Source organism: Pseudomonadota bacterium (assembly GCA_026388255.1).
Taxonomy (GTDB): Bacteria; Desulfobacterota; Syntrophorhabdia; order Syntrophorhabdales; family Syntrophorhabdaceae; genus JAPLKB01.
Genome location: JAPLKC010000042.1, coordinates 43,029 through 68,957, shown reverse-complemented (window position 1 = coordinate 68,957; position 25,929 = coordinate 43,029). Strand labels below are relative to the sequence as shown.

The 25,929-nt window shown below is 43.3% G+C and carries 24 protein-coding genes and 1 pseudogene; 1 reads left to right on the top strand and 24 read right to left on the bottom strand.

Annotation, left to right across the window (positions count from 1 at the left end; all coding sequences use genetic code 11):
- A partial coding sequence (locus NT178_05545) for a DnaJ domain-containing protein (protein MCX5811995.1) occupies nt 1-505 on the bottom strand: 505 nt, incomplete at its 3' end.
- 84 nt (nt 506-589) lie between these two features.
- Nucleotides 590-1,003 (bottom strand): NUDIX hydrolase, encoded by a 414-nt coding sequence (locus tag NT178_05540; GenBank protein MCX5811994.1) that lies wholly within the window; start codon nt 1,001-1,003, stop codon nt 590-592.
- 120 nt (nt 1,004-1,123) lie between these two features.
- On the opposite strand from NT178_05540, the gene NT178_05535 reads away from it, so the two are divergent.
- Nucleotides 1,124-1,867, top strand: coding sequence for an amidohydrolase family protein (locus NT178_05535; protein ID MCX5811993.1), 744 nt, complete (start codon nt 1,124-1,126; stop codon nt 1,865-1,867).
- Here the strand turns inward: NT178_05535 and NT178_05530 are convergent.
- The 22 genes and pseudogenes from NT178_05530 to infB form a co-directional block, all read right to left on the bottom strand.
- Complete coding sequence (locus tag NT178_05530) at nt 1,849-2,313, bottom strand: DUF2569 family protein (protein MCX5811992.1); 465 nt, start codon at nt 2,311-2,313, stop codon at nt 1,849-1,851. The genes NT178_05535 and NT178_05530 overlap by 19 nt on opposite strands.
- Before the next feature lie 45 nt (nt 2,314-2,358).
- Nucleotides 2,359-3,117, bottom strand: a complete 759-nt coding sequence (locus NT178_05525; GenBank protein MCX5811991.1) for a ketoacid-CoA transferase — start codon at nt 3,115-3,117, stop codon at nt 2,359-2,361.
- Nucleotides 3,118-3,133: 16 nt separating this feature from the next.
- The gene (locus NT178_05520) at nt 3,134-4,111 is read right to left on the bottom strand and encodes a CoA transferase subunit A (protein ID MCX5811990.1); all 978 of its coding nucleotides are present in this window, start codon (nt 4,109-4,111) and stop codon (nt 3,134-3,136) included.
- 35 nt (nt 4,112-4,146) lie between these two features.
- Nucleotides 4,147-5,136: a TRAP transporter substrate-binding protein gene (locus NT178_05515; protein MCX5811989.1), complete on the bottom strand. Its 990-nt coding sequence runs from the start codon at nt 5,134-5,136 to the stop codon at nt 4,147-4,149.
- 124 nt (nt 5,137-5,260) lie between these two features.
- Nucleotides 5,261-6,562, bottom strand: a complete 1,302-nt coding sequence (locus NT178_05510) for a TRAP transporter large permease (protein ID MCX5811988.1) — start codon at nt 6,560-6,562, stop codon at nt 5,261-5,263.
- Nucleotides 6,555-7,028 (bottom strand): TRAP transporter small permease, encoded by a 474-nt coding sequence (locus NT178_05505; GenBank protein ID MCX5811987.1) that lies wholly within the window; start codon nt 7,026-7,028, stop codon nt 6,555-6,557. The genes NT178_05510 and NT178_05505 overlap by 8 nt, the downstream gene beginning before the upstream one ends.
- A gap of 370 nt (nt 7,029-7,398) precedes the next feature.
- Nucleotides 7,399-8,031: a response regulator transcription factor gene (locus NT178_05500; GenBank protein ID MCX5811986.1), complete on the bottom strand. Its 633-nt coding sequence runs from the start codon at nt 8,029-8,031 to the stop codon at nt 7,399-7,401.
- Nucleotides 8,028-10,820 (bottom strand): PAS domain S-box protein, encoded by a 2,793-nt coding sequence (locus NT178_05495; GenBank protein ID MCX5811985.1) that lies wholly within the window; start codon nt 10,818-10,820, stop codon nt 8,028-8,030. The genes NT178_05500 and NT178_05495 overlap by 4 nt, the downstream gene beginning before the upstream one ends.
- Before the next feature lie 9 nt (nt 10,821-10,829).
- A complete protein-coding gene (locus NT178_05490) occupies nt 10,830-11,120 on the bottom strand; it encodes a PAS domain-containing protein (protein MCX5811984.1) in 291 nt (96 codons plus the stop codon).
- 151 nt (nt 11,121-11,271) lie between these two features.
- Nucleotides 11,272-12,129, bottom strand: coding sequence for a signal peptide peptidase SppA (gene sppA / locus NT178_05485; protein MCX5811983.1), 858 nt, complete (start codon nt 12,127-12,129; stop codon nt 11,272-11,274).
- Nucleotides 12,130-12,150: 21 nt separating this feature from the next.
- Nucleotides 12,151-12,840: a segregation/condensation protein A gene (locus tag NT178_05480; protein ID MCX5811982.1), complete on the bottom strand. Its 690-nt coding sequence runs from the start codon at nt 12,838-12,840 to the stop codon at nt 12,151-12,153.
- Nucleotides 12,841-12,921: 81 nt separating this feature from the next.
- Nucleotides 12,922-15,555 carry a CBS domain-containing protein gene (locus tag NT178_05475; protein MCX5811981.1) on the bottom strand — a complete coding sequence of 878 codons (2,634 nt, stop codon included), beginning with the start codon at nt 15,553-15,555 and terminating at the stop codon, nt 12,922-12,924.
- A gap of 21 nt (nt 15,556-15,576) precedes the next feature.
- Nucleotides 15,577-16,502: pseudogene (locus NT178_05470) on the bottom strand (tyrosine-type recombinase/integrase).
- Nucleotides 16,503-16,576: 74 nt separating this feature from the next.
- A complete protein-coding gene (dut, locus tag NT178_05465; GenBank protein MCX5811980.1) occupies nt 16,577-17,077 on the bottom strand; it encodes a dUTP diphosphatase in 501 nt (166 codons plus the stop codon).
- Nucleotides 17,065-18,333, bottom strand: a complete 1,269-nt coding sequence (locus NT178_05460; GenBank protein ID MCX5811979.1) for a pitrilysin family protein — start codon at nt 18,331-18,333, stop codon at nt 17,065-17,067. The genes dut and NT178_05460 overlap by 13 nt, the downstream gene beginning before the upstream one ends.
- A 149-nt stretch (nt 18,334-18,482) precedes the next feature.
- Complete coding sequence (gene pnp, locus NT178_05455; protein ID MCX5811978.1) at nt 18,483-20,576, bottom strand: polyribonucleotide nucleotidyltransferase; 2,094 nt, start codon at nt 20,574-20,576, stop codon at nt 18,483-18,485.
- A gap of 22 nt (nt 20,577-20,598) precedes the next feature.
- Entirely contained in the window at nt 20,599-20,868 is a 270-nt protein-coding gene (gene rpsO / locus NT178_05450; GenBank protein ID MCX5811977.1) for a 30S ribosomal protein S15, read from the bottom strand.
- 11 nt (nt 20,869-20,879) lie between these two features.
- Complete coding sequence (gene truB / locus NT178_05445; GenBank protein ID MCX5811976.1) at nt 20,880-21,764, bottom strand: tRNA pseudouridine(55) synthase TruB; 885 nt, start codon at nt 21,762-21,764, stop codon at nt 20,880-20,882.
- Nucleotides 21,761-22,714 carry a bifunctional oligoribonuclease/PAP phosphatase NrnA gene (locus tag NT178_05440; protein MCX5811975.1) on the bottom strand — a complete coding sequence of 318 codons (954 nt, stop codon included), beginning with the start codon at nt 22,712-22,714 and terminating at the stop codon, nt 21,761-21,763. Before NT178_05440 ends, truB begins: the two co-directional genes overlap by 4 nt.
- Nucleotides 22,698-23,048 carry a 30S ribosome-binding factor RbfA gene (gene rbfA / locus NT178_05435; GenBank protein MCX5811974.1) on the bottom strand — a complete coding sequence of 117 codons (351 nt, stop codon included), beginning with the start codon at nt 23,046-23,048 and terminating at the stop codon, nt 22,698-22,700. Before rbfA ends, NT178_05440 begins: the two co-directional genes overlap by 17 nt.
- Nucleotides 23,038-23,337 carry a DUF503 domain-containing protein gene (locus tag NT178_05430; GenBank protein ID MCX5811973.1) on the bottom strand — a complete coding sequence of 100 codons (300 nt, stop codon included), beginning with the start codon at nt 23,335-23,337 and terminating at the stop codon, nt 23,038-23,040. Before NT178_05430 ends, rbfA begins: the two co-directional genes overlap by 11 nt.
- 5 nt (nt 23,338-23,342) lie before the next feature.
- On the bottom strand, nt 23,343-25,928 hold the full coding sequence (infB, locus tag NT178_05425) for a translation initiation factor IF-2 (GenBank protein ID MCX5811972.1): 2,586 nt from the start codon (nt 25,926-25,928) through the stop codon (nt 23,343-23,345).
- Between the last annotated feature and the right edge of the window lies 1 nt (nt 25,929).

Here is a 25,929-nt window from a genome sequence, read left to right as displayed (position 1 = left end):
GAACCGTTGGCTTTCCGGTTGATGACTCAGTTACGACAGGCTTGGAAGATTTTATCTGGTCGGGCATCGAAATAGTAGGAGATGTATAGGAATCAGGTCTTTTATTTTTTAGATCCGTATAGATTATTGCAATAATTATAAGAATAACCAGTATGCAAATTGCAAACATCCAGGGTAAAAATCTGTAATTTATTGAGGTGGTTCTGATCTCTTCAACGGTAGCTGCAGGGTGCTGTTCCGGAAAGGATTCCTCATTTTTTGTATCGGGATTGACAGATATGTCTTGAAGGCTGTTTTTATCTTCATAAAAGGATACCAGCTTTTCATAAGCAATATTTATTTCTGTGAGTTTTTCCGTTGCTTTTTTCTGTAAGCGGGGGTTTTCAATAAAACGATCCGGGTGCCAAACCTTAGCCAGATCTTTATATGCCTGTTTTGTCTCTTCAAGTGAAGCATATCTCGAAACCCCAAGAATCTGAAAACATTTCTTAATAAAAGTATCCAATCTATTCCCTGTAATTGAATATATCTCTCTTTCCTGCAATGATACAATTTTTATACATTATGGTTTCATTCGTATGGCGATTTTTTAGGCCGGTCTTTTATTCGTACGCATATAGGTAAAATAATCCAGGATGATTTGAGGGTGATCAAAGGCAATATGCTCGGGTAATTCATTTTCAGAAAATATCGCCGCATTTCTTGCATCGTCCCTTCCCTGAAGCGTGCCTTGTCCATTACCAATGAAGATGACCGAAACTGTGTGGAAACGGGGGTCTCTGCCAGGCCTTGAGTAAACATGAAATTGTTCGGTTAATGTTACATCAAGGGAGGTTTCCTCCTTTGCCTCCCTTATCGCTGCATCTTCAATAGATTCGCCGATTTCAACGAACCCCCCGGGGAGTGCCCATCCTGGAGGCGGGTTTTTACGCTCGATAAGAACAATCCCTCCTTTATATCGGATAATTATATCAACGGTCAATAAAGGGGTTTGCAGATCCATTATTTCTCCATATATTGCAGCAAGCGTTAATTGTTTATCTAACACCCTCTATCTGTAATGTGCTTTGCTTTACACCACCATATCATTTATGCTATTCATCTTTCAACAATGAATTTTCACATGGAATTTGAGGTAATTATAGACAGCCATTCCCACTGGGGTCCTTCCATATCAATGGGTATGGATGTTACCACGGGAGAGTTGCAAAGGCAGCAGAAAGAGTCAGGCGTGACGCATGTGGTTATTATACCATTCCCGTCTACTGCAATTGCAGACAACGGAATTAATGTAAGACTTCTCGATGAGACAAAGAAAATCCCGAATTTTATACCCTATCATTACATCAGGGAAAATTACAATAAGGATGGTTTTGATCCTATACCTGAGACTTACTATGGCGGAAAATGGCACTGGATGAAGGGTTGGCAGGATATGGCCTCAAATTATGATGTCCTGGACGATAAGGCGCTTACGGGTCTAATAGAAAAGATTAAAAAGACAGGGAAACCCGTTATAATCGAAGAAGAGCTTGCCTTTACAGAACGGTTTGTTGAAATGGCGGACGGGCTTCCTCTTATTGTCCCGCATCTTGGTATGCTCGGCGGCGATCCACATACGTTCCTGCGGAGCTTTAAAAACAAAGAGAACATATATTTCGACACAGCCCTTGCATCTCAGGATACGGTTTCAAAATTTATAAAAACGATTGGGCCTGAAAGGGTCCTTTTTGGCTCAGACGTACCATTCGGATCAATGAGGAACGAGCTTTCCAAGGTGCTTGCATTATCGGTTTCTTATGAAGAAAAAGAGATGCTGCTCTTTAAAAATTTTCTGAGGCTTACGGATTATAAGTTAGAGCCGTAAGTTACCTTTACCCTTCTGGATTTCTTCAAATAGAAATACCATGCCGATGCATAAAGGATAGTCAGCAAACTATTGACAACGTTGTTTCCGGAAATGCCTTTGACTGATTCCGCTTGAAGACCGACCAATGTGGGGATGAATGTTGAAAAAACCGAATACAGAGAAATGGCAAGGAGATATTTTTTTGCAGTGTTTATTGCATTGGGGAGTACTTTCCATAATGATATCCCTGCGTATATGCTGAAAACCGCAAGACCTATGCTGCATGTCCCGTTTATCAATACTATCTTTAACAATTCTGCATGCTTATTGAAATAAGGCTTTGTCAGATTAGTTATAATCATTAAATTTAAAACGATGGATGATGGATCAAGGATGGTCAGGCTTATACACATAAGTAAAAGCCAGCCCTTTACACCTTTTAAATGTAAGCTTATTTCATCCAATTTTTCTTAGCCTTATTGTCAGTTATTATAACACGAATCATGTGTTCAAAGTATCAGATTCTGAGGGTCTACCTCTTCCCGTAATATCCTGAGCTCCTCCGAAGACGGTTCTATTGCATCCACTGTCCTTGAAACATCAATATCGAACCCCGTGTTTTTGATAATGTTATCAAGGCTTATTCCGGGATAGTGTTCTGCGAGATACATTTGCCTGGTTTCTTCGTCAAATTTCATAATACATAGATTTGTAACAACTGCCAATGCACCGCCTCTTTGCAGTCCGAGCCTTTCCCTGGATTTACCGCCTTGGTACCACCCGATGCTGGTCATGTAATCAAGTTTTTCTACAAATCTTATTTTATCATGCTGCATGAAGACAATAACTCCTGACGCCAGTGAAGCGACATCGCAAGCCCCGCCGCTTCCGGAAAACCTTGTTATCGGTTTATGGTAGTCCCCTATGACGGTTGTATTAAGATTGCCGTATTTGTCGATTTGAGCAGAACCGAGAAAGGCGATGGTGCGGAGCTTTCTGTGCCCCACAATCGAAAAGGCCTCAATGAGCCCGGAGTTTAAACATGTTCCGCTCATCACCCGTAAGTCAGATACAGCCATAGGGATTTCATCAAGGGTAGGGTCAATACCGCCGGTTTCAAAGAAAATAACCGCCTTCGGGGCACTGATTTTCTTTGCCGCAGTAGCAGCAAGCATTGATAAACCTGTTCCGGCAAAAATAATATCACCGTCTTTTATAAGTCTACCGGCGCTGATTGCCATCATTTCATTATCACTATAACCTGCCATACCTATTCAATCTCCATTATCTTCTGTCAAGACCTGGTGCATAACCGAGCACGGGATCGGCTTTGATTTCCAGGAGCGCAGAAGCACCTATTTTGTCAATATATTCATCGTGGGAAGAAACACCATATACCCATTCGTCAAGATATTGATTAAAAAGGCCGGCATCTTTGGCGATCTTTTTATACATATTAAGGTGCTTCGGATCATAGTCATAAAAGCCATAACAGGATGTAGGGTGTGCTCCGTAAGGTATTTTTATGATTGCGTCAACAAAGAAAGGCGGCAGCGAATTCTGATCCGGGTCTGTTCGGATGAACTTTGTGGGAACAATCTCCTCACATGTGATGATAACAACATCTGCAGATTTTGCCTGTTCTATGTCGGCAAATGTGAGTCCTTTGATGCGAACGGTGCCGTCTTCACCAACATATTGAACATGGATCAGGGCTACATCAGGGTTCAATGCAGGGAGCAGGATCACTTTATCATCTTTTTCGTTAAAAGGATTTTGAGCAATAACCAATTTCTTTTTTGCTACTTTCCTTGTGTTCCTTGTTTCCTTTGAAAATCCTTCCAGATTGACTATATCGGTGCCGAGCCCTGATTTTGTGGCCATAAAAGGAATTCCCAATGCACCTGCAAAAAAACGCAGACTCATCTGATAATTTGAATAATCCTCAATTTCAATTTCGCCTTTTTCAACCGCATTTCTGAATCTTATGCAGGTAGGCGCATATCTTCCATTGCCCCCATAAGCAATCTCCAGCCTCTTTACACAGCCTGCACCTATAAGAATATCAAGAGCCTGACCATGGGAGTGGCACACAAGGTGTATGTCTTTTATCCGCTGACGTATGATTTCATATGAAAGGGCCATAGGATTTCTTGATACTGTAAATCCACCGATAGCTATCTGGCAACCGTTTTTGATAAATTTTGCAACAGCCTCTTTAAGAGTCATAAGCTTGTCGGAGATATCATGAAAATTATCCATGTTGTTGTATATATTCCTTTATACCGGGGGGATGTTTATGTAAAAGGCCACGCTTCATCTTTTTCCGGTGAAGTGTAACCCTTGGAAATCATATCCTTCTTATAGTCATCGATAACAGGTTGAGCGGCTTCTATCCATTTAGAATTTTCTACTTCGTTGAGAGGTATGATTCTGCCGCCCTGTTTGAGAAAGTAGTCTTTGCCTTCAATGTCTATATTATTCCACTCAACAGCCCAGCGTTCAGTAAACTCTTTGGAAAACTCGGTAATGGTTTTTTGTGCGTCTGGAGGAAGACTTTTCCATTTATCCTTATTCATGAGAACATAAAAGCAATATGTACTTCCTATTCTCCACGACGCAGTGCTGTATTTAATAACTTCGCCTGTTTTAAAACCTTTCAATGTTTCAAGTGGGAGCAATGCACCTTCAATTACACCCTTTTTGAGCGCATCATACATTTCGGGTGTAGAAACAGGAATTGGAGTGCCGCCAAAGGCTTTTATAGTATCACCAACTCTTCCTATACCCCTCAGTTTTAATCCTTTTACGTCTTCCGGGGTATTCACAGGTTTTTTAACAGTCTGGATTACGGTTATCGGGGATGAACTGAGCATAATTACTTGATATTTATCAAATTCTTTTGGTTTAAACTTGTTGTAAAAGTCATTATCCACATGGGTGGCTATCCAGGCGCTTGGGAAGCCAAGGGGTAACTCCATCATTTCCATAACCGGAAAACGTCCCCTTGCATAAGACAGATTTGAAAGCCCGATGTCGGCAATGCCGGTGAGTACCCCGGCAGCCATCTTATCGGCGCTGAGCAAGGTACTACCTGTATACTGGGTTATTTCTACTTTGCCGGTGAGCTTTTTGTTAAGCTCTTCACAGAATTTACCCATTATTACCGAATTCATGTGCGAGACCGGGAAATAATTCGCAAATTTAAGCTTAATTACATCTGCAGAAGCATACGTTGAAAATAAAAGCGAAACGACAAAAACAAATAATACGACCTTTTTTCCCATAACATTACCTCCCTTTTGAGTTTGTTGTGTTATTTGATTGTGACATATTGCCTGCCTTTATTAAAGTCATAAATCCAAGATTGCTATGCGCAAATAATAATTTTATCTACCCCTATGCCGAAGCTTATTTATAAAACACCGATGGCAACCAGAGTGCGAGCTGAGGAAAAATAAAAAGAAGCCCCCAGACAGCGACAAGAGAGAGCAGGAACGGGGTTACGCCTTTATATATACGTCCCATAGGCTCCTTGGTTATGTTTTTTACAACAAATACACAGACAGCCACCGGTGGGATAACCACGCCGATCATAACTACAACACCGATCACTATGCCGAACCAGATAGGATCGAAACCGAGCTTTAGTATGGCCGGGTAGAAGATAGGTGTGGCAAGTATCATGAACGCAAGGTCGTCAATGAAAGAACCTCCTATCTCGTAAACGAAGCAGATCAGAATCAGGATAAGATAACGGTTCAAAGGCAGCGACACAAGCCAGTCCGCTGTATTCTGGGGAATATTCGTAACAGCGATAAAATGGCCCAGTACCACAGAGCCGGTTATAAGCATAAGGATCATCCCGGCAGTACGAAGGGCGTCTGTGACAGATTTAACGTATCCTTTGAAATTCATGTTTCTCTTGGCTATTGCCAGAACAAGCACGGCAAATGTACCCATTGCCCCTGCTTCTGTGGGTGTAAAAAAACCTGCCATGATTCCGCCGACGACAAGGCAGAAAACAAGGAGTATCCAGGCAACCTCCGGCAAAGAGCGTATCCTTTCCTTCCAGGTTGACCGCTCCGACATGGGAGCAACCTTTGGATCAATCTTTGCCCATGCATAAATGATAGCGAGGAAAAAGAAGGCTATGATTAATCCCGGTATTATGCCTGCAAGGAAAAGCTTCCCTATGGATTGTTCGGTGATAATCCCGAATACGATAAGAACAACACTGGGTGGTATGATACAGCCCAGTGTTCCCACTGTCGCAACGATACCTGTCGATAACCTCCTGTCGTAACCGTACCTGTCCATTTCAGGAACTGCAACACTGGCGAACGTTGCCGAGGTAGCTGCTGAGGAGCCGCAAATGGCTTTGAAACCGGTAGCACCCAGGACGGTAGCCATAGCAAGGCCGCCTGGAATATGGCCGACAAACTTATGTGCGGCGTCATACAATCTTACCGCGATACCTGCGTTAAAACCGATTTGACCCATCAGGATAAAGAGAGGGAAGACCGTGTAACCATAGTTAGTGATGACGTCATAAATGTCTCTGCCCACAAGTTGCATGGCAGGCTGGATGCCGTTTAAGTAAGCAAAACCTGCAAAGCCTATCAATGCCATCGCAAAGCCCAATTCGATGCCTGTTGCAAAAAGAAGAAGCAGCACGGTAAGAGCTATAATGCCTATGGTGATCTCATTCATATTGACCCCTCCAGATTTTTACGATATCAAAAACGAAGACTAAGCACTCAACAAAAGCACAAACTCCAACGCAATAGGCAATGGGGAAAAAGGGCATTTTCAATGTGGATGAAACTTCACCTGATGAATGGAATTCGTTTCCGATAATAAAGAGGTTATAACCTATGATAAGGAACAGAAAGATGCAGAGGATCCGGGTAAAGGTGTTCAATATGGCCTTGTTCTTTGTTGAAAGCTTGTCCAGAATAATTTCCATATATACATGCCCCCGGTCAAGCGAGACCTGGGGTATAGAAAAACCGATCACAATTGCCAGCGATAGAGCCACTATTTCGTAAGTGCCTAAAATCGGATAGCCACCGGTTCTCATGAAAATATCGGCGACGGTCAGGAACATCATTAAGGTAAGGTCTGTGCCGGCTATGATATTGAGAACTTTGCTAAACCTTTGAAGAATACTGAACATGTCTCCTCCTTTTTTGTATTATATTAATTTATCAATCGAAATCATGGACGCTTCTCCTTTAGAAGAGAACCAATCAAGTTCCGCACGGTGGCTGGCCCTGAAGGCTCCCGCTGCTATGTTAGCTTGATAATTCCCTGTAGCTTTCTACTGGGTAAAACAGGGTTCTTTTTGCAACAGAGGGAACATCTCTGATACTCTTTTGCTTATACAGGGACTCTAATTTTGTTGTATCCTATCATCATGATCGAAACACCGATATAGTAGGTGTTGCTAATTTACTATAGTTGAGGTGATGATTTTTGAGTAGTTGATATACTATAAAGGGATGAGTCCCGCAGGGTTGCGGAGAATCATTCAAAAAACCGGCCCTTCAGGGAATAAGATGGCGCTCCATGGCGTAGCGAATCAGGTCCGCATTGTTCTTCATACCCATCTTCTCAAGGATATGAGCACGGTGGCTGCTGACAGTGGTAGGGGCAACACAGAGTTCCTGGGCAATCTTCTTGACCGATTTTCCTGCTACTAACATATGGAAAACCTGGTATTCCCTAGAGGAAAGTAATTCATGAGGCTCACCGCCGCCCTTTCCCATAAGGGTATCTGCAAGTCTTTCACCGAGGAAGGCGCTCACATACTTTCCTCCCTGAGCCACCCTCCGAATGGCTCGTATCAGCTCGCTGGGGACGCTCTCTTTGGTGAGATATCCTGATGCCCCTTCCTTGAGAGCCCATACCGCGTATTGCTCCTCGGGAAAGATGCTGAGGAGAAGTATGGGGAGAGCGGGTTTCTTCTTTCTTGCAGTTCGCAACACATCGAGTCCGTCCATGCCGGGCAGTCCGATATCGAGCAAGACCACATCGTAGGTGTTCCCGGTAATCTTATGCAGAGCTTCCCTGCCGTCGCCCGCTTCGCCTGCCACCTCCATATCGGGGTCAGTGGCAATGACCTTTTTCAAGCCCTCACGAAAGATGATGTGATCGTCAACAATGAAAACTTTTATCATAGCGTACCCTCCTCTCGAGTTTCAAAGCCCTTCGCAGAGGCATTTCGCTTGTGACGACCAATAGGTATCCATATGATCATGGTGGTGCCTCTTCCGGGTCTGCCCTGAAATTGCACTCGTCCGTCCCAGAAACGGATCCGCTCCTGGATTCCTATGATACCCAAAGATCTGGGGTTCGATACCTCCTCTTCCGAGATACCCTTACCGTCATCCTCGACTTTCAGCGCAAGGCCGGGCCCTTTCTTGTTGAGAGTCACTGTCACATTTCTGGCCGCTGCGTGGCGAAGAATATTTGTCATGGCTTCCTGGACAATGCGGAAGACCACGAGGGCAAGGTCTTTGTCCTTCACGGAGATGTTCTGGTCTATCTCAGCGCTGCATGTAATGCCTGTCCGCTTTTCAAAGTCCTGTAAGTACCATTGCAATGTGGCAGGCAGTCCGAAGTGGTCGAGCATAGGGGGGCGGAGCCGGGAGCAGATAGTCCTCACGGTATTGATGGCGTCGTCTATCCGTACCTCCATAGTCTTTGTTTGCTCCCGCAGCGATGCGTAATCTTCTGGCATACCATTGCCGAGGCACGTAAGGTCAATTTTCAAGGCAGAGAGAGACTGACCCAGTTCATCATGGAACTCTCTGGCGATGCGGGTCCTCTCGGCTTCCCTTGCCTGCTGGAGGTGTTCCGACAGGCGGCGGAGCTGTCCTCTCGACTTCTCCAGTTCCCGCTCAAAGTTCTTCCGGGTCTCAATCTCCCTGAGGAGTTGTTCGTGGTGTTTCTTCAAGACCTCTTCTGCCCTTACACGCTCTGTGATGTCCTCGCAGGTCATGATATGTTCGCCGGTTTCGAGTGTCACACCGAGATAGCTTATGACCTTCGTGGTGCCGTCCTTACAGGTAGTGTTGAAGACGCTTGGAGCCTCCCGGGGCTTCTTCCCTTGAGCGTCCTGAAACTGGTTTAGCCAGACTGCAATGACGTTGTGTCTGTACTCATGATCGGGGAATGCCTTTCTGAACCATGTTCTCCCGTCGGGGATATCTTCCAGGTCGTAGCCGAAGAGTTCTTTGAACCTTGGGTTGATATATTTGAACGCACCGTCCTTCCCAATCATGGCCATGCCCAGCGGGGCGTTCTCCGAGACAATCTGAAACCTCTCTCTTTCCTGCCGAACCGCCTCCTCTGCCCGCTTCCGCTCCGTAATGTCCTCCAGACTCCCTTCATAATACACTGCCTGACCCTGGTCATCCTTTACAACCCGGCTGGTTTTCTTGACCCAGAGCAACCGGCCGTCAAGACGCCGCGCCTGGAACTCAAAATCACACGCAAGACCTTCCTGTTCCATGAGCGCCTTCCACCATACACGGTCTTCAGGGTCTGCATAGAGCTCGGTAACATTCAATGCCAGCATAGTTTCCCGGTCGGGGGAACCGAACATTTCGACCATGGCGGTATTCACGTCAAGGGACTGACCGGCTGGCGTCGAACGGTACAGGGCGACAGGCACTCCATCAAAGAGGCTGCGGTAGCGGACTTCACTTTTTCTCAGCAATTCCTCTGCCTGCTTTCGTTCGGCAATCTCACGGTGAAGTGCTTCGTTTGCCGCTGTCTGTTTCACAATCTGTTGCTCCAGTTTCGACACGAGCGTAGTTATGCGGTCTGCCATACTGTTGAAGTTCTCCGCCAGTTGGCCTAACTCATCAGTGCTGGTAACGTCTGCGCGAACCGCAAGGTTGCCTTTCCTGAGCTCGCTTGCGGCACGTGTCAGTCTCACCGTGTTTTTGATCATGCCGCCCGAAATAAAAACCGCTATACCTGTGGCCAATCCGGCAAACATGAGTCCAACCAGAATTGAAATATTCCGCAACCTTCGCACCGAGGCAAGGGCCTCTTCGGTTTCCTGCTCAATGAAAAGTCCCCAACCGGTGCGCGGAATGTGGATATATGAGCCTAGCACCTCTCTGCCGCGATAATTATAATAAATGCTTGCCTCCGGATTTCCTGCCAGAGCTTTCTGCGTCCCGAACATATCGACTCGCAGCTCTAATTGCGTCTGTTTATTGATGAATTCCTTCTGCAGCGATTCTTCCGAGAACCGGGATGGCCAGATAAAGTTGCCCTCCCGGTCCACCAGGTACACATTGCCTGTCCACCCGAACCGTGACTCATATAGAGAGAGGGCTATTGCATCTACGGTAATGTCGGCCGCCGCAACACCGATGATGCCCTTTCTGTAAATAGGGACGGCTATCGTTGTGACGAGTCCTTCACCTGACTTTGCCATGACAGTATCAGAAATGGTTTCTTCACCGCATACCGCTTTCTGAAAGTATTCACGGTCTGCGATATTCTGATGTGCCTTGCGGGTCTCTTCAGGCGTCCTTATGCTTTCCGCGACGGCATACCCGTCGGCTCTGTATATCGTGATGCCCGTATATCGTTTCCAAAGCTGATTGAAGCTCGCGGTTGCCCGATGGATGCCTTGCGGCGCCATTGAGCGCACCTCGTCCGTTGCTGCAACTACACGCATGTCCTTGATGCATTCGTCGAACATGGCATCGAGGTGGGCAGCCTGAAGTCGAGCAGTGCGCTTCAGCTCGTTCTTAATACGATCTTCTAAAGCGTGGCTGATTTGTTGATAAGAAAAGCCCACAGCGAACAGCGACGGAAGTATTGCGAACGCGAGAAACAACCCGAGTATCTTGCCACGCATAGATCTGAAGAAGCTGAGGTTTACCCGGGCTTCTGCATCTTTAGCTTTATCCGCATCGTTATGTGTTTCGTTGTGTTCTATCATAGTGGACATTCATCGAAGAAATCGACCCACTCTTCCCCCTTCATCCATTTGTTTCCGATCAGCGGCCTCTCGGGCTAAGACAATATGGTTGCAGTCTATGATTGTGTCCCTGTCCAGGAGGATTATTGCTTCAGCAGATTCCTCGAAGAATGAGCGGAACCTCGACTCGCTTTCTCTCACCTTTGCTTCTGCTTCTTCTCGACGGGTCACATCCGTATGACTATCATCACCATGCCGTTGCACTATCGTGCAAGTTCCCTCAATAATGTTGATTGTCCTATCCTTGCATCTACAAACCATCCCTTTTGTCATAATAGCCCAAATCATATCACAGTATACACGAAAATATATAGGCTCTAAAGAGGAACATAATCCGTAACTATTATTCTTTGTTCCTCTCCGCGACAGAGTTTCTTCAGTCACGGCAGAGAACAAAATAGTGTTCCGGCTTTTAAGGGCTTACGCTGTATTTGAACATTCCGGAAAAATATTCGGATATTACAACTTTAGTCATGGACGATACAAGCCATTTTACGAGCGAGAACGGCTTCTTGCCGTATACGAGGACAGGTTTATCCTTCATATTCAAAGCCTTTTTCATGTCATCTACCGTATCATAAAAAGTGCCTATCTTATCGACAAGCTTTAAATCTTTTGCCTGTGTCCCGATAAAAATTCTTCCGTCGGAAAGCTTCTTTACAGTATCTATGGGCAGTTTTCTCTCCTGAGCTACAACCTTTATAAATTGCTCGTGGATACCGTCCAATATACCCTGAAAATATATCTTTTCTTCGTCTTTCATCTTCCTGAATGGAGTGCCTGCATCCTTGAATGCGCCTGACTTTATGGTATTTGGCTGTAAACCGATCTTCTTAAAAAGGTCTTCTATGATCATATGCTCCATAATGACGCCTATGCTGCCGGTTATTGTAGCAGGCATGGCATAGATTTTTTCCCCTGCAACGGCAATATAGTATCCACCCGAGGCACATACGGAACCCATAGATGCATAGACCTTCTTTTTTGCCTTCAACTTTATGACTTCACTGTATATCTCCTGGCTGGGGCCAACAGAGCCTCCGGGGGAATTTATCCTGATGATCACCCCTTTTATGCTGTCGTCTTCTTTAAACCTGACTATGTCTTCCATAGCGTCTTTTGATTCGGTAATAACACCGCTTATTTCCACAACGCCGATCTTATCCCTGAACATTCCGTCGCTAATGCCTATTGCCATAGAGCCAAAAACGACTACTGCAATAAATATCAAAACTACCAGAAGAATTATCCGTGCTTTTCTGCTCGGCATATTTTAACCTCTCTTTAGTATTTAGTTTTCCCTTCTCTTAAGCACTATCTTCCCGAAAGGTTTTCGCTGAGAAATGGTTGCCATTTTTATCTTCGTGAGTTCAAGCATCCCGAGCATGGTAGCAACTTTATCGGCCTGCTCAACCGGGTCGTTTATAGACCATACAAAAAGGCCTGATGAGTCAAGAATGGTTTTAAGCATCTGTAATTTTTCTTCAAGTGTCGGCTTTATTTCCCTGATTACGATAAACTGTTCTTCATTGTTTTTTAATACTTCGAGGAATATATTGCAAAGCTCAAGCAGATCATACTCCATCTGCCCGTCAACTGTTTTTATTCCTCTACCGAAGGTATCCCTGTCGAGCATGGAAAGGTTGTCTATTTTCTCAACCATACCCCGGACTTTCTCGTATTCGATAATCCTATCAATAAGCTCTTCCCTCGGGTCATCTTCGTCCTGCACGGTAATTGCCGGAAGGAGCATCTTTGATTTAATAAATATCAGAAGAGAAGCCATCTCTATAAAATCTTCAGCTATCTTCAAGCTCATGTTGCTAACAAGCTCCACGTATTTTAAAAACCTGTCCGTAATCGTTGCAAGCGGTATATCCCAGATGCTTACCTTGTTCTTTTTTATGAGGGTAATCATAACGGCGAGAGGCCCTTCATAGCATTCCATTTTTACTTCAAGTGCTGGTACTAAAAGATCCATTTTCCCTTGCTCTCGTTTTGGATTTTGTATATTAAGATGCTTAGTTCCAAAAATTTTCACTTCGCACATTAAAATTTGGTGTCATAAAGCTTTCTTTTCAGTGTACTCTTTTAGAAAGTTTATCTCATCCTCTTTTGTTTTCAAACCCATATCTATTTTTGCTTCTTTCAGTGCATCCAGAATTTCTTTATAAACAGGTCCTTCTTTTATTCCCATTTTTTTGAGATCTTCCCCTGTGAGGACAGGGGTGAAAGTGTCTATGTAGGTAATATAATTTGAGATAGTTTTCTTGATCGCTTCGGACCTGGTTTTTGCCATAATAAGCAGCTTCGCTTCCTGCGAAAGCGGTTCCAATTGCTTGCAAACTTCGCTCTTTTTCATTGTTTTAAAATCAAATGCAAATTTTAGTATTGTATCTTTTATCTTTTTCCAGTTATCAAGTGTTTTTCTTTTTAATGCTTCCGACATTTCTGTTATTTTACAGAATTCAATGACCTCATCATCTTTCATCTGATCAATAAGCCCCAAAAGAAAGTACTGTATCCTGTCGCACTGTATGCCCCTGTAAAGCAGCTCGTACCATTTAAACACCGCGTGCATCTGACTAAAAAGTTTTTCCTTATCTTTCCCGAAGGTAAGGCCGGGGTATATGAATCTCAAGAGGTCAATATCCTGTAGTCTTTTTAATATCTTTTCCGGTTCATCTTCCAGCAGAATGAGGGTGAGTTCGGTCCATACCCTTTTACCGCGTATTTTTGAAAGGAAATTCATCTTTACAGCATTTTTTATCAGGTTCATGGTGTGTTTCCCGATATGAAAACCAAATCTGATCTCAAACCTGATAGCCCTGAACACCCGAGTCGGGTCTTCAACAAAACTCAGGCTATGCAGAACCCTGATTGTTTTTTCTTTTATGTCTCTTTGCGCCCCAAAAAAGTCAAGCAATTGCCCGAAGGAATTTTTGTTAAGGGATATTGCAAGCGTGTTTATTGTAAAGTCCCTTCTGTGAAGGTCAAGCTTTAATGAGCTGTGTTCCACGGTAGGGAGCGCTGCCGGGGCCTTATAGTATTCCAGTCTTGCTGTCGCAATATCTATTTTGAAACCGTCCTTGTAGGTAATCTTTGCAGTGGCAAATTCCTTATGCTGCCGGACCTTTACGCTGAATGCCCGCGACATCTCTTCTGCAAAGAGTATCCCGTCGCCCTCTATTACAATATCAATATCGAAGTTTTCGTTTCTGAGCAAAAGGTCTCTTACAAAGCCGCCGACTAAGTAGGCGTGATATCCCATTCTGTCTGCCAAACCCCCAATATCCGCAAGCTTATTCAGCGCTTTCTTGTCAAGCCTTTCATCCATAAGTTTCTTTACGTTCTTCTTTTTTTCATACATATCATGGATTTCGAGCTTTCCGAGGACGGTCTTTGATATCTCATCCTCAAGAATCCTTAAAAGGTCTGTTCTGGTGATTGCGCCTACAAGTCCTTCCTCTTTTGTTACGGGGAGAAACCGCTGGCCATTGCCGATGATGATCTCTTTTACCTTTTCTAGGGAGTCATCCGGTTTAACGGTTGAAGTCTCTGTGGACATATATTCCTTTACCGGTATATTTTCAAGTTTATGGAAGGCCGCTTTTTCCACAATCTGACGGGTGATAACGCCTACAACTTTTTCATTCGATAAAACAGGGAGGGCATTTATGTTGTACTTTACCATAATGTTGTTTGCTTCACTGATGGGACATTCGGCATCTATGGACTTAACAGGGAAAAACATAATGTCCTTTGCCATCCAGAGGGATTTTATGTTGTGTTTAAGGAGTTGTATGAGCCTTTCTCTGGCCTCAATTATCGTCATATCCTTCACTGTTGAAGAGGCAGCTTCTTTATGACCGCCGCCGCCAAACAGGGAAAGGATGTGTCCAACATCTACTTCAGCTATCCTGCTCCTGCCGATAATATATACCCTGTCTTCCATCCTGAAAATAGCAAAGATCACGTTTATATTTTCCATATCACGAAATTTATGAACAATAACAGCAAGGTCTCCAACATAATCTTCCGTGCTAACTTCTGTTATCACGATATCAACACCGTTGATGTTTAAGACAGATGCGTTACTTATCAAATCATTGAGTAGGAAGACCTGTTCCGGTGTAAGCTCCTTGACGAGCATATCCGACACAATATTCACATTGGCGCCTTTTGACAGAAGAAATGACGCTGCGGAAAAATCTTCCACCGTAGTGGACGGAAACTGAAAACTGCCTGTCTCTTCATATATGCCGAGCATCATAACTGTTGCTTCCTCAGGGGATATGTCAATGTCCTGTTCTTTAATCATGGACACGAGCATTGATACGGTTGCGCCTATGTTTTTTATATATTCTACGTCACCCTTTATATCATCATCAGAGGCAGGGTGGTGGTCATAAATATGAATCTTTGCTTTTTTTAAATCAATAACATGCGCAAATTCTCCAATTCTGTTTTTCTGCCTTGTGTCAACAAGGATGAGGGTGTCTATGGTGCTGTAGTCGATATCCTTCATTCTGGCAATATCAAATAGGTACAAGGTAGAGTGGATGAGAAATTCCCTCAGTGTTTTTTCCTGTGAACCGGGGAATGCAAAGATCGCATCAGGATACAATTTTTTTGCAGCAACCATTGAGGAGAGAGAATCGAAATCAGCGTTATTATGGGATGTGATGATCTTCATTATCCCCTCGGGTGGTATTTTTTATGAACTTCCTTCAACCTTTTTCTGTCAACATGGGTATAAATCTGGGTCGTTGAGATATCTTCGTGTCCGAGCAATATCTGCACAGAGCGTAAATCTGCTCCGCCTTCAAGAAGATGCGTTGCAAAGGTATGCCGTATGGTGTGAGGAGAAATATGGGTTTTTTCCATTTTGTTGCCATATTTTCTGATAAACTTCCATACTGTCTGCCTTGTAAGCTTTTCACCCTGTTTGTTTGGAAAGAGGAATATGCCTTTCGGTTTTTCTTTTTCAATGTACTGCTTTATCGCCTGTCTGGAAAACTCACCGAGCGGCACAACCCTTTCTTTTGACCTTTTCCCGGAGGCAATAAGGAAACCGCCTTCAAGGTTGATATCGCTCTTTTTCAATTGGATAAGCTCTGATACCCGTAAGCCTGTAGCATATAGCAGCTCAATCATTGTCCGGTCCCGAACAGATGTCCTTGATTCGCTCGGCATCTGGAGTAGAGTAAGCATTTCCTCTTCGCTTAGCACGTCGGGAATGGGCATTCTAAATTTCGGAGTCTCTAATTCTTCAAGGGGATTATGTGCAATGTTGCCATCAGCCAGAAGAAAATTAAAAAAACCTCTGAGAGCTGAAACCGCCCTTACGATACTTCTCGCTTTTTTCCCTCTGTCTCTTAGATTGCCCATGTATGCCTCAACGATATCAGGGGTTAATGTACAAGGGGTCAAATCTTTACTCTTTGACATATTTTCAATAGATAAAGATTTGACCCCGGTCTCTTCTGTCTCTGATAAAGATTTGGTCTCATCAGTTCCTTGCTCGAGGTATTTGATGAACCCCATAATATCCCTGTTATATGCGTCTATAGTATGAAGCGATGCGCCTCTCTCGGCTGTTAAGTAACTTATATAGCTGTCAAGGAAGGCATATAGGTTCATAATAACTCTTTAATGGGGTCATGACATATTGTCAATAGATAAAGATTTGACCCTGGTCTCTGAACAGGTATAATTCACTTTTGTGAACTTCCGGTATCCGGGTAGGCAAATGTAATTTGTAAATTTTCAGTAAAATTGATACCTGTAGAGCCGAATCCCCCTTCTCCCCTTGGTGTCTCGGGCAGCTTTTCAACTGCTACCCAACTTGCCTTAATGACATGCTTAAAGACCATCTGGGCAATCCTGTCCCCTTTTTGGATAGTAAAAGATTCTTTGCTGAGATTTATCAGCAAGATCTTTATCTCGCCCCTGTAATCACTGTCTATGGTGCCCGGTGTGTTAAGGATTGTAATGCCGAATTTGTGTGCAAGACCGCTTCGCGGCCTGATCTCTGCTTCGTACCCTTCGGGGATACTTATATATACACCCGTTGGGACAAGTATCCTCTCAAATGGCTTTAAAGCTATAGACTCATCTATAAAAGCCAGCAGGTCCATACCGGACGAAGCATCTGTGGCATATTCCGGAAGCATGGCGCCTTCTTTAGCTGTGATTAAAACTTTCAGTTCTTCCATATCGCTTTAACATTGTTTTCATCTGCTTTTTTTATTCTGCCAAGTATTGTAAGGGGTATATTTTGTGGATCCTCAAAAATTTCCCTTCCTATACTGTCTACCTCGGATTTTTTAATACTGTCTATCTCCCGGATAGTCTCCTTCAGGGGTATGTATTCACCGAAATAAATCTCGTTTTTTGCGAGTCTCCCCATTCTTGCTTCAGAGCTTTCCAGCGATATAAAGAGATTCCCTTTGATGTGTTCCTTTGAGAAGGCAAGCTCGCTTTCAGTGATACCGTTGTCCCGTATCCTTTCTATTTCTTCTTTTACAAGGGTTATCACTTCTTTCATTGACTCCTGTGACGTTGAGGTGGATATGCCGAATGTGCCAGTATCATGGTAGCAATTAACGTAAGAATAAATGTTATAGACAAGTCCCCTTTTCTCTCTCACCTCCTGGAAAAGATGCGAGCTCATGCTTCCACCCATAATAGCGTTCAGCACATAAAGAGCATATCTCCGCTTGTCAACCTGGCTTACACCTTTTGTTCCGATGCAGAGATACATATGTTCAAGGTCCCTTTCGTAAATATTCATATTTTTATAGGGGACCGGTTCAATTATAGGCGTCTTCTGAATGTCCTGTTTTTTTACATCACAAAAAAACTTTCCTACTTTTTCCACAAACATATCATGGTTAATTCTACCGGTTGCGGTTATAATCAGGTTGTCCGGTGAATAATAAGTTGCAAGATGTTCTACGAGCGCATCCCTTGTAAAGTGCTCTATGTTCACCTCTTTGCCGAGGATCGGCAATCCGAGAGGATGTCCCTTAAAGTAAGATGCATTGAACATATCGTATATATATTCTTCCGGGTTATCCTCGATCATCTTTACTTCCTGCATGATTACATATTTTTCTTTTTCGATGTCGTCATCTTTAAAAAGCGAATGTTTATGCATATCGGATAATACATCAAAGGCAAGGTCCATATCTTTTCTCAGCGTCCGTGCATAGAAGCAGGTATATTCTTTTCCGGTGAATGCATTTATTGTTCCTCCGACAGCATCCATATCCTTTGCTATATCAAAGGCAGTGCGTTTTGACGTCCCTTTAAAAAGCATGTGCTCTATAAAATGGGAAATACCGTTGTTTAACTCATTTTCGTGCCTTCCCCCTGTTTTTAGCCATAGCCCCATGGATACGGTTGGAAAATATGGAATAGACTCGGTTACTATGGTGATACCGTTTGGTAAGGATGTTTTTCTATACATTTATTTTATTGTCCTTATATATGACATAGGATTCAGAATACATCAGATAGAATCCAGGATTCAAGGATTGGCGGTCAGGAATCAGAAAGAATTCTGAATCTTTTATTCAAGATTCTTAATTCTGACTCCTGAATTCTATTGGGAAGCTATCATGCATCCTTTTGCCAGCCCTTCTCTTCATTCAGTAATGCCTTCCGTGACAGCTTGATTCTGCCGTTAGGTTCAACAGCTATGACTTTCACCATAAACTCGTCGCCCTCTCTGACAACATCCGATGTCTTTTTTATGTAGCCGTCGGCAAGCTGGCTGATATGGACAAAACCATCCACTCCGGGCGCTAATTCGACAATAACACCTGCATCTAAGACCTTTACAACCTTACCGAAGTATGTCTCGCCTATTTCAACTTCTTTGGTCAGTTTTCTGATTATTTCTATTGCCTTGGCTGCAGAATCTTCATCGGGCGATGCAATCGTAACAATGCCTGAATCTTCTATATCTATTTTCACGCCTGTCTGCTCTACGATACTCCTTATCATTTTTCCGCCGGGACCTATAACATCCCGTATCTTGTCGGTATTTATTCTGATGGTAAACATCCTCGGTGCGTACGGGGATAGCGATTCCCTTGGGCCCGGCAATGTTTCGGCCATTATGCCGAGTATCTTTTCTATACCTTCCTGGGCCTGGGTGACCGCCTTTGACATAATTTCTTTGGTTATCCCTTTTATCTTTATGTCCATCTGGATGGCGGTAATGCCTCTTTTTGACCCTGCGACCTTGAAATCCATATCACCAAGATGGTCTTCATCGCCCAGTATATCGGTGAGGACTATTTCCACTTCGCCTTCTTTTACAAGACCCATTGCAATACCTGCTACAGGTTCTTTTATCGGCGCCCCTGCGTCCATAAGCGACAAACACCCGGCGCAGACGGTTGCCATAGATGATGAACCGTTAGATTCGAGGATTTCCGATACTATCCTTATCGTGTAAGGAAAATCATCTTTCGTGGGCAGCATTGGAGTAAGGGCCCTTAAGGCAAGGTTGCCGTGGCCTATCTCACGTCTCGACGGCGCCCTGAGCATGCCTACTTCGCCCACTGAAAAGGGCGGGAAGTTATAGTGCAGCATGAAGGTTTTGTATAATTCCCCTTCCTGGAGGGATTCAACTTTCTGTTCGTCACTAGAGGTTCCAAGGGTCGTTATTGCAAGCGCCTGGGTCTCTCCCCTTGTGAAAATGGCTGAGCCATGTGTCCTTGGAAGCACACCGGTTTTGCAGGTAATATTCCTTACTTCGTCAGGCGATCTCCCGTCTATTCTTTTCCTGGTTGCAAGGAGTTGCTGCCGCAGGATATCCCTTGTTATGTCTTCAAATATCTTGTTCAGGATACTTGCTTCCGTACCCTCATACTCTTTTACCAGTTTATCACGTATCTCATCCTGCCTGCCGTATCTATCAAGCTTACTCCTTATAGCAAAGGCTTCCAGCAGGTCTTGCTCGATTTTTCCTTTTATTTCATCTTTCAGTCCATAGGGAATTTCCATTTCCCGAACAACCCACTTTTCCTTCCCGCATAACTCCCTTAACTTTTCCTGACATTCTATCAACGGTAACAGGCTTTGGTGACCGAAATGAATTGCCTCAATCAGGTCGCTGCTGGGTGCAAATTCTGCTGCACCTTCAACCATAAGTATCGCTTCTTTTGTACCCGCTACTATTATATCAATATCGCTTTCTTCCAGATCAGCATTAGAAGGATTTATGATAAAGGATCCATCTTTTCTACCTATTTTTACGCCGGCTATGGGGCCGGCAAATGGTATCTGTGAAATAGTAAGGGCGCAGGAAGCGCCGATGATACCGAGTATTACAGGATCGTTTTCCTGGTCAACCGAAAGTACGTTGGCTATTATCTGTGTCTCATTCCTGAAACTTTTTGGGAATAACGGCCGTAGCGCCCTGTCTATAAGGCGGGATGTAAGTGTTGTTTTATCCGTTGTTCTCCCTTCTCTTCTCAAGAAACCACCGGGAATCCTTCCGGCAGCATAAGACATCTCCTGGTAATTTACCGTGAGGGGGAGAAAATCCCTGTCAATAGGCCTTTTATCTGCAACTGCTGTAACGAGCATTACAGTGTCGCCGTATTGAACCAATACGCTGCCATCTGCCTGTTTTGCAACACCGCCTGTGCTTATTGTCAGTGGTCTGCCTGCATAATCAATTGTAATGTGTTCTTCCATGTAATATCTTCCTTTTTTTATTTTATTTTCTTAGTCCAAGTCTCTCGATGACCTTTTTGTATCTGTCCATGTTTTTCTGTTTCAGATAACTGAGCAGCTTCCTTCTACTTCCAACAATGATAAGTAGTCCTCTCCGTGAATTATGATCTTTAGAAAACTTCTTAAAGTGTTCGGTCAGGGATTTAATCCTTTCCGTGAGAAGCGCAATTTGAACTTCAGGAGAACCGGTGTCTTTTTCATGGATTTTAAATCCTTCTATAATCGTCTTTTTTTCTACAGTTCTTAGTGCCATGTAACGCCTCCTTAATTGTTTATCAACCTTTTGATTTTTATCGTCTTCGAAGCCAGATCTGTCATACCGATTCCTATGAGGGTACCTTTATTATTGAGTAGTTTCGTTGTTTCGCCATCCTTCCATCCCCTGGAATTGCCGAGTAGTGGAATGGGCATCCCGTTTTTCATGAACCTTTCTATGGCCTCCAACACCAAAATCCCATTAAAAGATTTTAAAACATTTTCCAGTGATATTAAAGAGTTTAATATATCATCCTTACTATTGAAAGTCTCTATATCTGTGCTCATCTCCTGGGTAAATTCGCCATGTTGGGTCCTTTTTAAAGAAAACAGGGTTGCGCCACAGCCAAGCATGCCCCCAAGATCGTTTGCAAGCGCCCTTATATATGTCCCCTTGGAGCATACAACTTCTATATCTATATGGGGATGTGAATAATCAAGGAGTTCTATGCTGAAGATCTCAACTTCTTTTTGGTGTGGATCTATGGCTATCCCTTTGCGCGCCAGTTTATACATGGGTTTTCTATGGATTTTCTTGGAAGAGTAAATAGGGACCTGCTGTGTAATTTTACCCTTAAACCGGCCCAGCAGGGCTTCTATAGTTTCTTTCTCAAATTTATCAGGGGTTACAGTTGTAAGCACCCTGCCTTCAATATCAAAGGTGTCTGTTGTGACCCCCAGAAGTATTTTTGCCCTGTAGGCTTTAATTTCATTTTCAAAAAAAGGTATCAGCTTTACCCCTTCGTTAATTGCAACAGGCAAAACTCCTGTAGCGTTTCTGTCAAGCGTCCCGATATATCCGATTTTTTGGAAAGGGCTCAGTTTTTTCAATCTTCTAATGACATCGTATGAAGACATGCCCGCACCTTTATTGACAATTAAAAAACCATTCATATAAATTCCTTAAGGAAACATTCATTAAGTTTATTTTTTACTTCTTCAAGTGTTCCATCCATTGTGCAACCTGCTGCATTTTTATGGCCACCGCCGCCGAAGAATCCACAGATGGCAGCAACATCTACAAACCCTTTTGACCTCATACTGATCTTGTATCTTTGTTTATTAATCTCCCTTATGAGGATTGCCGCTTCAACACCCCTGATTTCCCTAAAATATTCTACAAAACCATCGGAATAATCCTTATCAGTGTTAGTTTTTTTAAACATCTCCTCTGTTACGCATGCAATTGCCACCTTGTCCTGATAGTATGTTTCCATTGTCGAAAAGACCAGACCAAGCAGCCAAAATCTTTCTTTCGGGTGATTTTCGTGAACCATTTGGGACACATAAGCAGGCTTTACGCCAAGCCTTGTCATTTCCTCGCAGATGAGGAATGCGCTGGAACCCGTATTGTCATATCTGAAAGAACCTGTATCGGTAAAGATTGCAGTATAGATGTTTATTGCCATATCAAACGTTATCGGTATCTTTAGTGCGCGAAAGAGCCCGTAGAGTATTTCAGCCGTGGATGAAGCGTGCTCATCTATCAGGTTAACAACGCCGAAGGCCTCGCTTGTTCTGTGGTGGTCAATATTTATGAAAGCGCCCATACCTTTCAACCTTTCAAACCCGTCTCCTACCCTGTAAAGGTTTCCACAATCAAGGACAAAAATTGCATCATATTGATCAACGGGAAACTCATGGGTCATCTGCAGCGGTTTTGGTAAGAACCTATACATGTAGGGTACCGGATCTTTTAAAAAAACAGTTGCTTTTTTACCAAGCGCTTCCAAGGCATAATACATTGAGAATGACGAGCCCAGGGCATCGCCATCAGGATCCATGTGGGTGGTTATGAGGAATTTATTCCCTTTATCTATAAGTTGCCTAATTTCCTCGATCATGAGCTTCCTTTTTTATGATTTCTTCTATCCTGGCAATCTTCTCATAGGAATCATCAATAACAAAGCTGATATCCGGTGTATACCGCAGTTTCAATCTCTCTCCCAGGAGGACTTTCATATACCCCTTGGCTCTTTTCAGCGCTTGTATTGTTTTCTTTTTTTCCTCATCGCTTCCGTATATTGAGCACAGTACCTTTGCATATCTGAGGTCTTCAGTTATGTTCACATCGAGAATGGTTATAAAGCCTAATCCCGGATCTTTTATGTCTCTCTGGATCATCAAAGAAATTTCCTCGCGAAGGAGGTCCTGAAGTTTAAGCCGTCTATATCTCATTGCCTATTACTATTATTTCAGTCCGTGTGTCTATTATTTTGCCGATATATAAAGACTCTATATATGCATAAACATTATCGATAGCCTGGTTTACATGGTCTTTTTTTACTCCGACTATTGAAAATCCTATCTTTACCCTTTGCCAAAGGTTTGTCTGCTCTATTTCCATAATAGATATGTTAAACCTTGCCCTTGTTTTTTCCACTATCCTTTTTACCGCATGCCTTTTGTCTTTTAATGAATGATTTTCCGGTAAAAAGATCTCTATGCTTGAAACACCGACTACCATTTTTTTTAACCATCAAGAGTCTGTTTTTCCTTCTCCTCTATGAAAAGAACAAGGGTATCTCCTTCCTGAACGTCGTTGAAATTTTCTACTGAAATCCCACATTCATACCCTGTCAAAACCTCTTTTGCATCGTCTTTGAATCTTTTAAGGGATGCCAGCTTACCTGTGAACAGGGTACTATTGTTTCTCAATACCTTCACAAAAGCATTTCTGGTCGCCTTTCCCTCAACCATATAGCAACCGGCTATTATACCAAGCTTTGAAACACTGAATACCTTTCTTACTTCTGCTTTTCCGATGATTGTTTCTACGATTTTCGGCGCCAGCATACCTTCCATAGCCTTTTTCAGGTCGTCAATCATATCATATATGATGGAGTATGTCCGTATCTCTATTTTCTCATGCTCTGCAAGTGATTGAGCCTTTCCTACCGGTTTTGTATTAAATCCTATAACAATTGCCCCTGAAGCCATGGCAAGGTTTATATCCGTTTCTGTAATCGCACCAACGCCACTGTGTATGATTTGAATCTCCACAAGTTTGTTGGACATTTTATCCAATGTTTCAATAATTGCATCTATCGTTCCCCTTACATCACCTTTGACTATTAAATTCAAAACCGTTTTTTCAGATTCACCCATTTTAGTATAAAGCTCTTCCAGAGTTGTTCTTGAGTTCTTCAACGCCCCCTGTTCTTTCAACTTCTCCTGTCTGAATTTTGAAAGTTCCCTTGCATATCCCTCCTCTGTGGTAACAATGAACCTGTCACCGGCATGAGGAACATCTTGAAAACCTACTACCAGGACAGGGGTGGAAGGAGGCGCCTTCTGTATCCTGCGTCCCTTATCGTCAAACATAGCCCGCACCCTTCCGAACATGCTTCCTGCAATAAAAGGATCCTGGATTTTCAGGGTTCCTTCCTGGATAATAACCGTTCCAACAGGGCCATGGCCTTTATCAAGTTCTGACTCGATGATGATGCCTTTTGCTGCTTTATCCGGGTTCGCCTTCAATTCGAGCATCTCTGCCTGAAGAACAATCAATTCAAGAAGTTCCTGTATGCCTTCCTTCTTTTTTGCAGATATCTTTGAGAATAATGTTGTACCTCCCCATTCTTCAGGTAAGAGGCCAAACTCGGCAAGGTCTTTTATCACTTTATCCGGATTTGCATTCTGTTTGTCTATTTTGTTGATTGCAACAATTATTGGAACATTCGCAGCTTTTGCATGATTCATTGCCTCAATTGTCTGTGGCATTACACCATCATCAGCAGCTACAACAAGAATCACTATATCCGTAACTCTGGCGCCCCGAGCCCTCATGGCTGTAAAAGCTTCATGCCCCGGGGTGTCTATAAAAGCAATTTCTTTTCCATTTACATCAGCAACATATGCCCCGATATGCTGGGTAATGCCGCCTGCTTCTCCTTCAGCTACCTTTGTGTGGCGTATTGTATCGAGAAGTAGGGTTTTACCGTGATCGACATGACCCATTATAGTCACCACCGGCGGCCTGGGTTTCAAGTTTTCAACGCTTCCCTTCTCATCTTCTTCTTTTGCTATAAACTCATCTTCTATTGAAAGGGACCTTTCCGTCTCAAAACCTAATTCTGTTGTTATAAGATATGCAGTATCAAAATCCACAGTCTGATTGATCGTCGCCATCACCCCAAGGGATAGCAGCCTTGTAATGACTTCCTGGGCTTTTACGCCCAGTTTTTTTGCCAGTATATCAACCTGAATTCCATCCCCGATTTTTATAGTCTTTTTTGCCGGCTTTATCTCAAGCCGTTTTTCCTCTTCCGTCTTCCTTTCGGTTCCCCTTTCCTGCCTGTCTTTTCTGAAGGTCGCAGGCTTTCCTTTCCGTCTTCTGAATGCATACAGGTCTTCTTCTTTTATGATCACCTTTCTCTTAAGGGGACTTTTCTTTTTTAGTTTCTGTTCTTCAAGTTCCTGTTCTTCAAGTTTTTTCAGAAGTCTTTCTGATTTTTTCTTTTTCCGTTCCTCTTCTTCTTTTTCCTTGTCACCAAGGGTGACGTCCTTTTCAAGGTCATGCTTATATGCTTCTTCCAGTACCTTTGTAATCTCTTTCTTTTTTTCTTCGGCAATGACCTCTGTATCGCCCTTTAGCTTTTCTTCCTGGGGCTCCTCTGCAATCTCTTCTTTTTTGACCTCTACCATAAGAACTTCAGATAGTGGTAATGGTTTTTTCTTTAAGGCTACCCCTTCAGTTTCCAACGGTTCCTGTGGCATTAATATTGGCTTTTCAGAAATAACCCGCGCTTTTTCTCTCTTTTCTTTAATTATTTTATTCGCCGCGGTTTCTTTCTCCGGAGATTTTATTGTTTCTTTAGATACCGCTGCTTCTTTCGGCAGAGGGGGAGGTGGTTGAACTCTTCTCCTGATGATTGAGGATGCGATTCTCTTTTCTATAACCGTTTCGCCTGAAACTGGTGTTTTATCGTCTTTCCTTTCCTGAAGCACTTCTTCTTTATCTTTCTCGTTAAATTTAACCCCGATGTTTTTCAGCTTAGCAAGGATTTCATCATCGCTCATCTTATCGGTAAGGGTTGTTAATTTTATCTTCGCCATA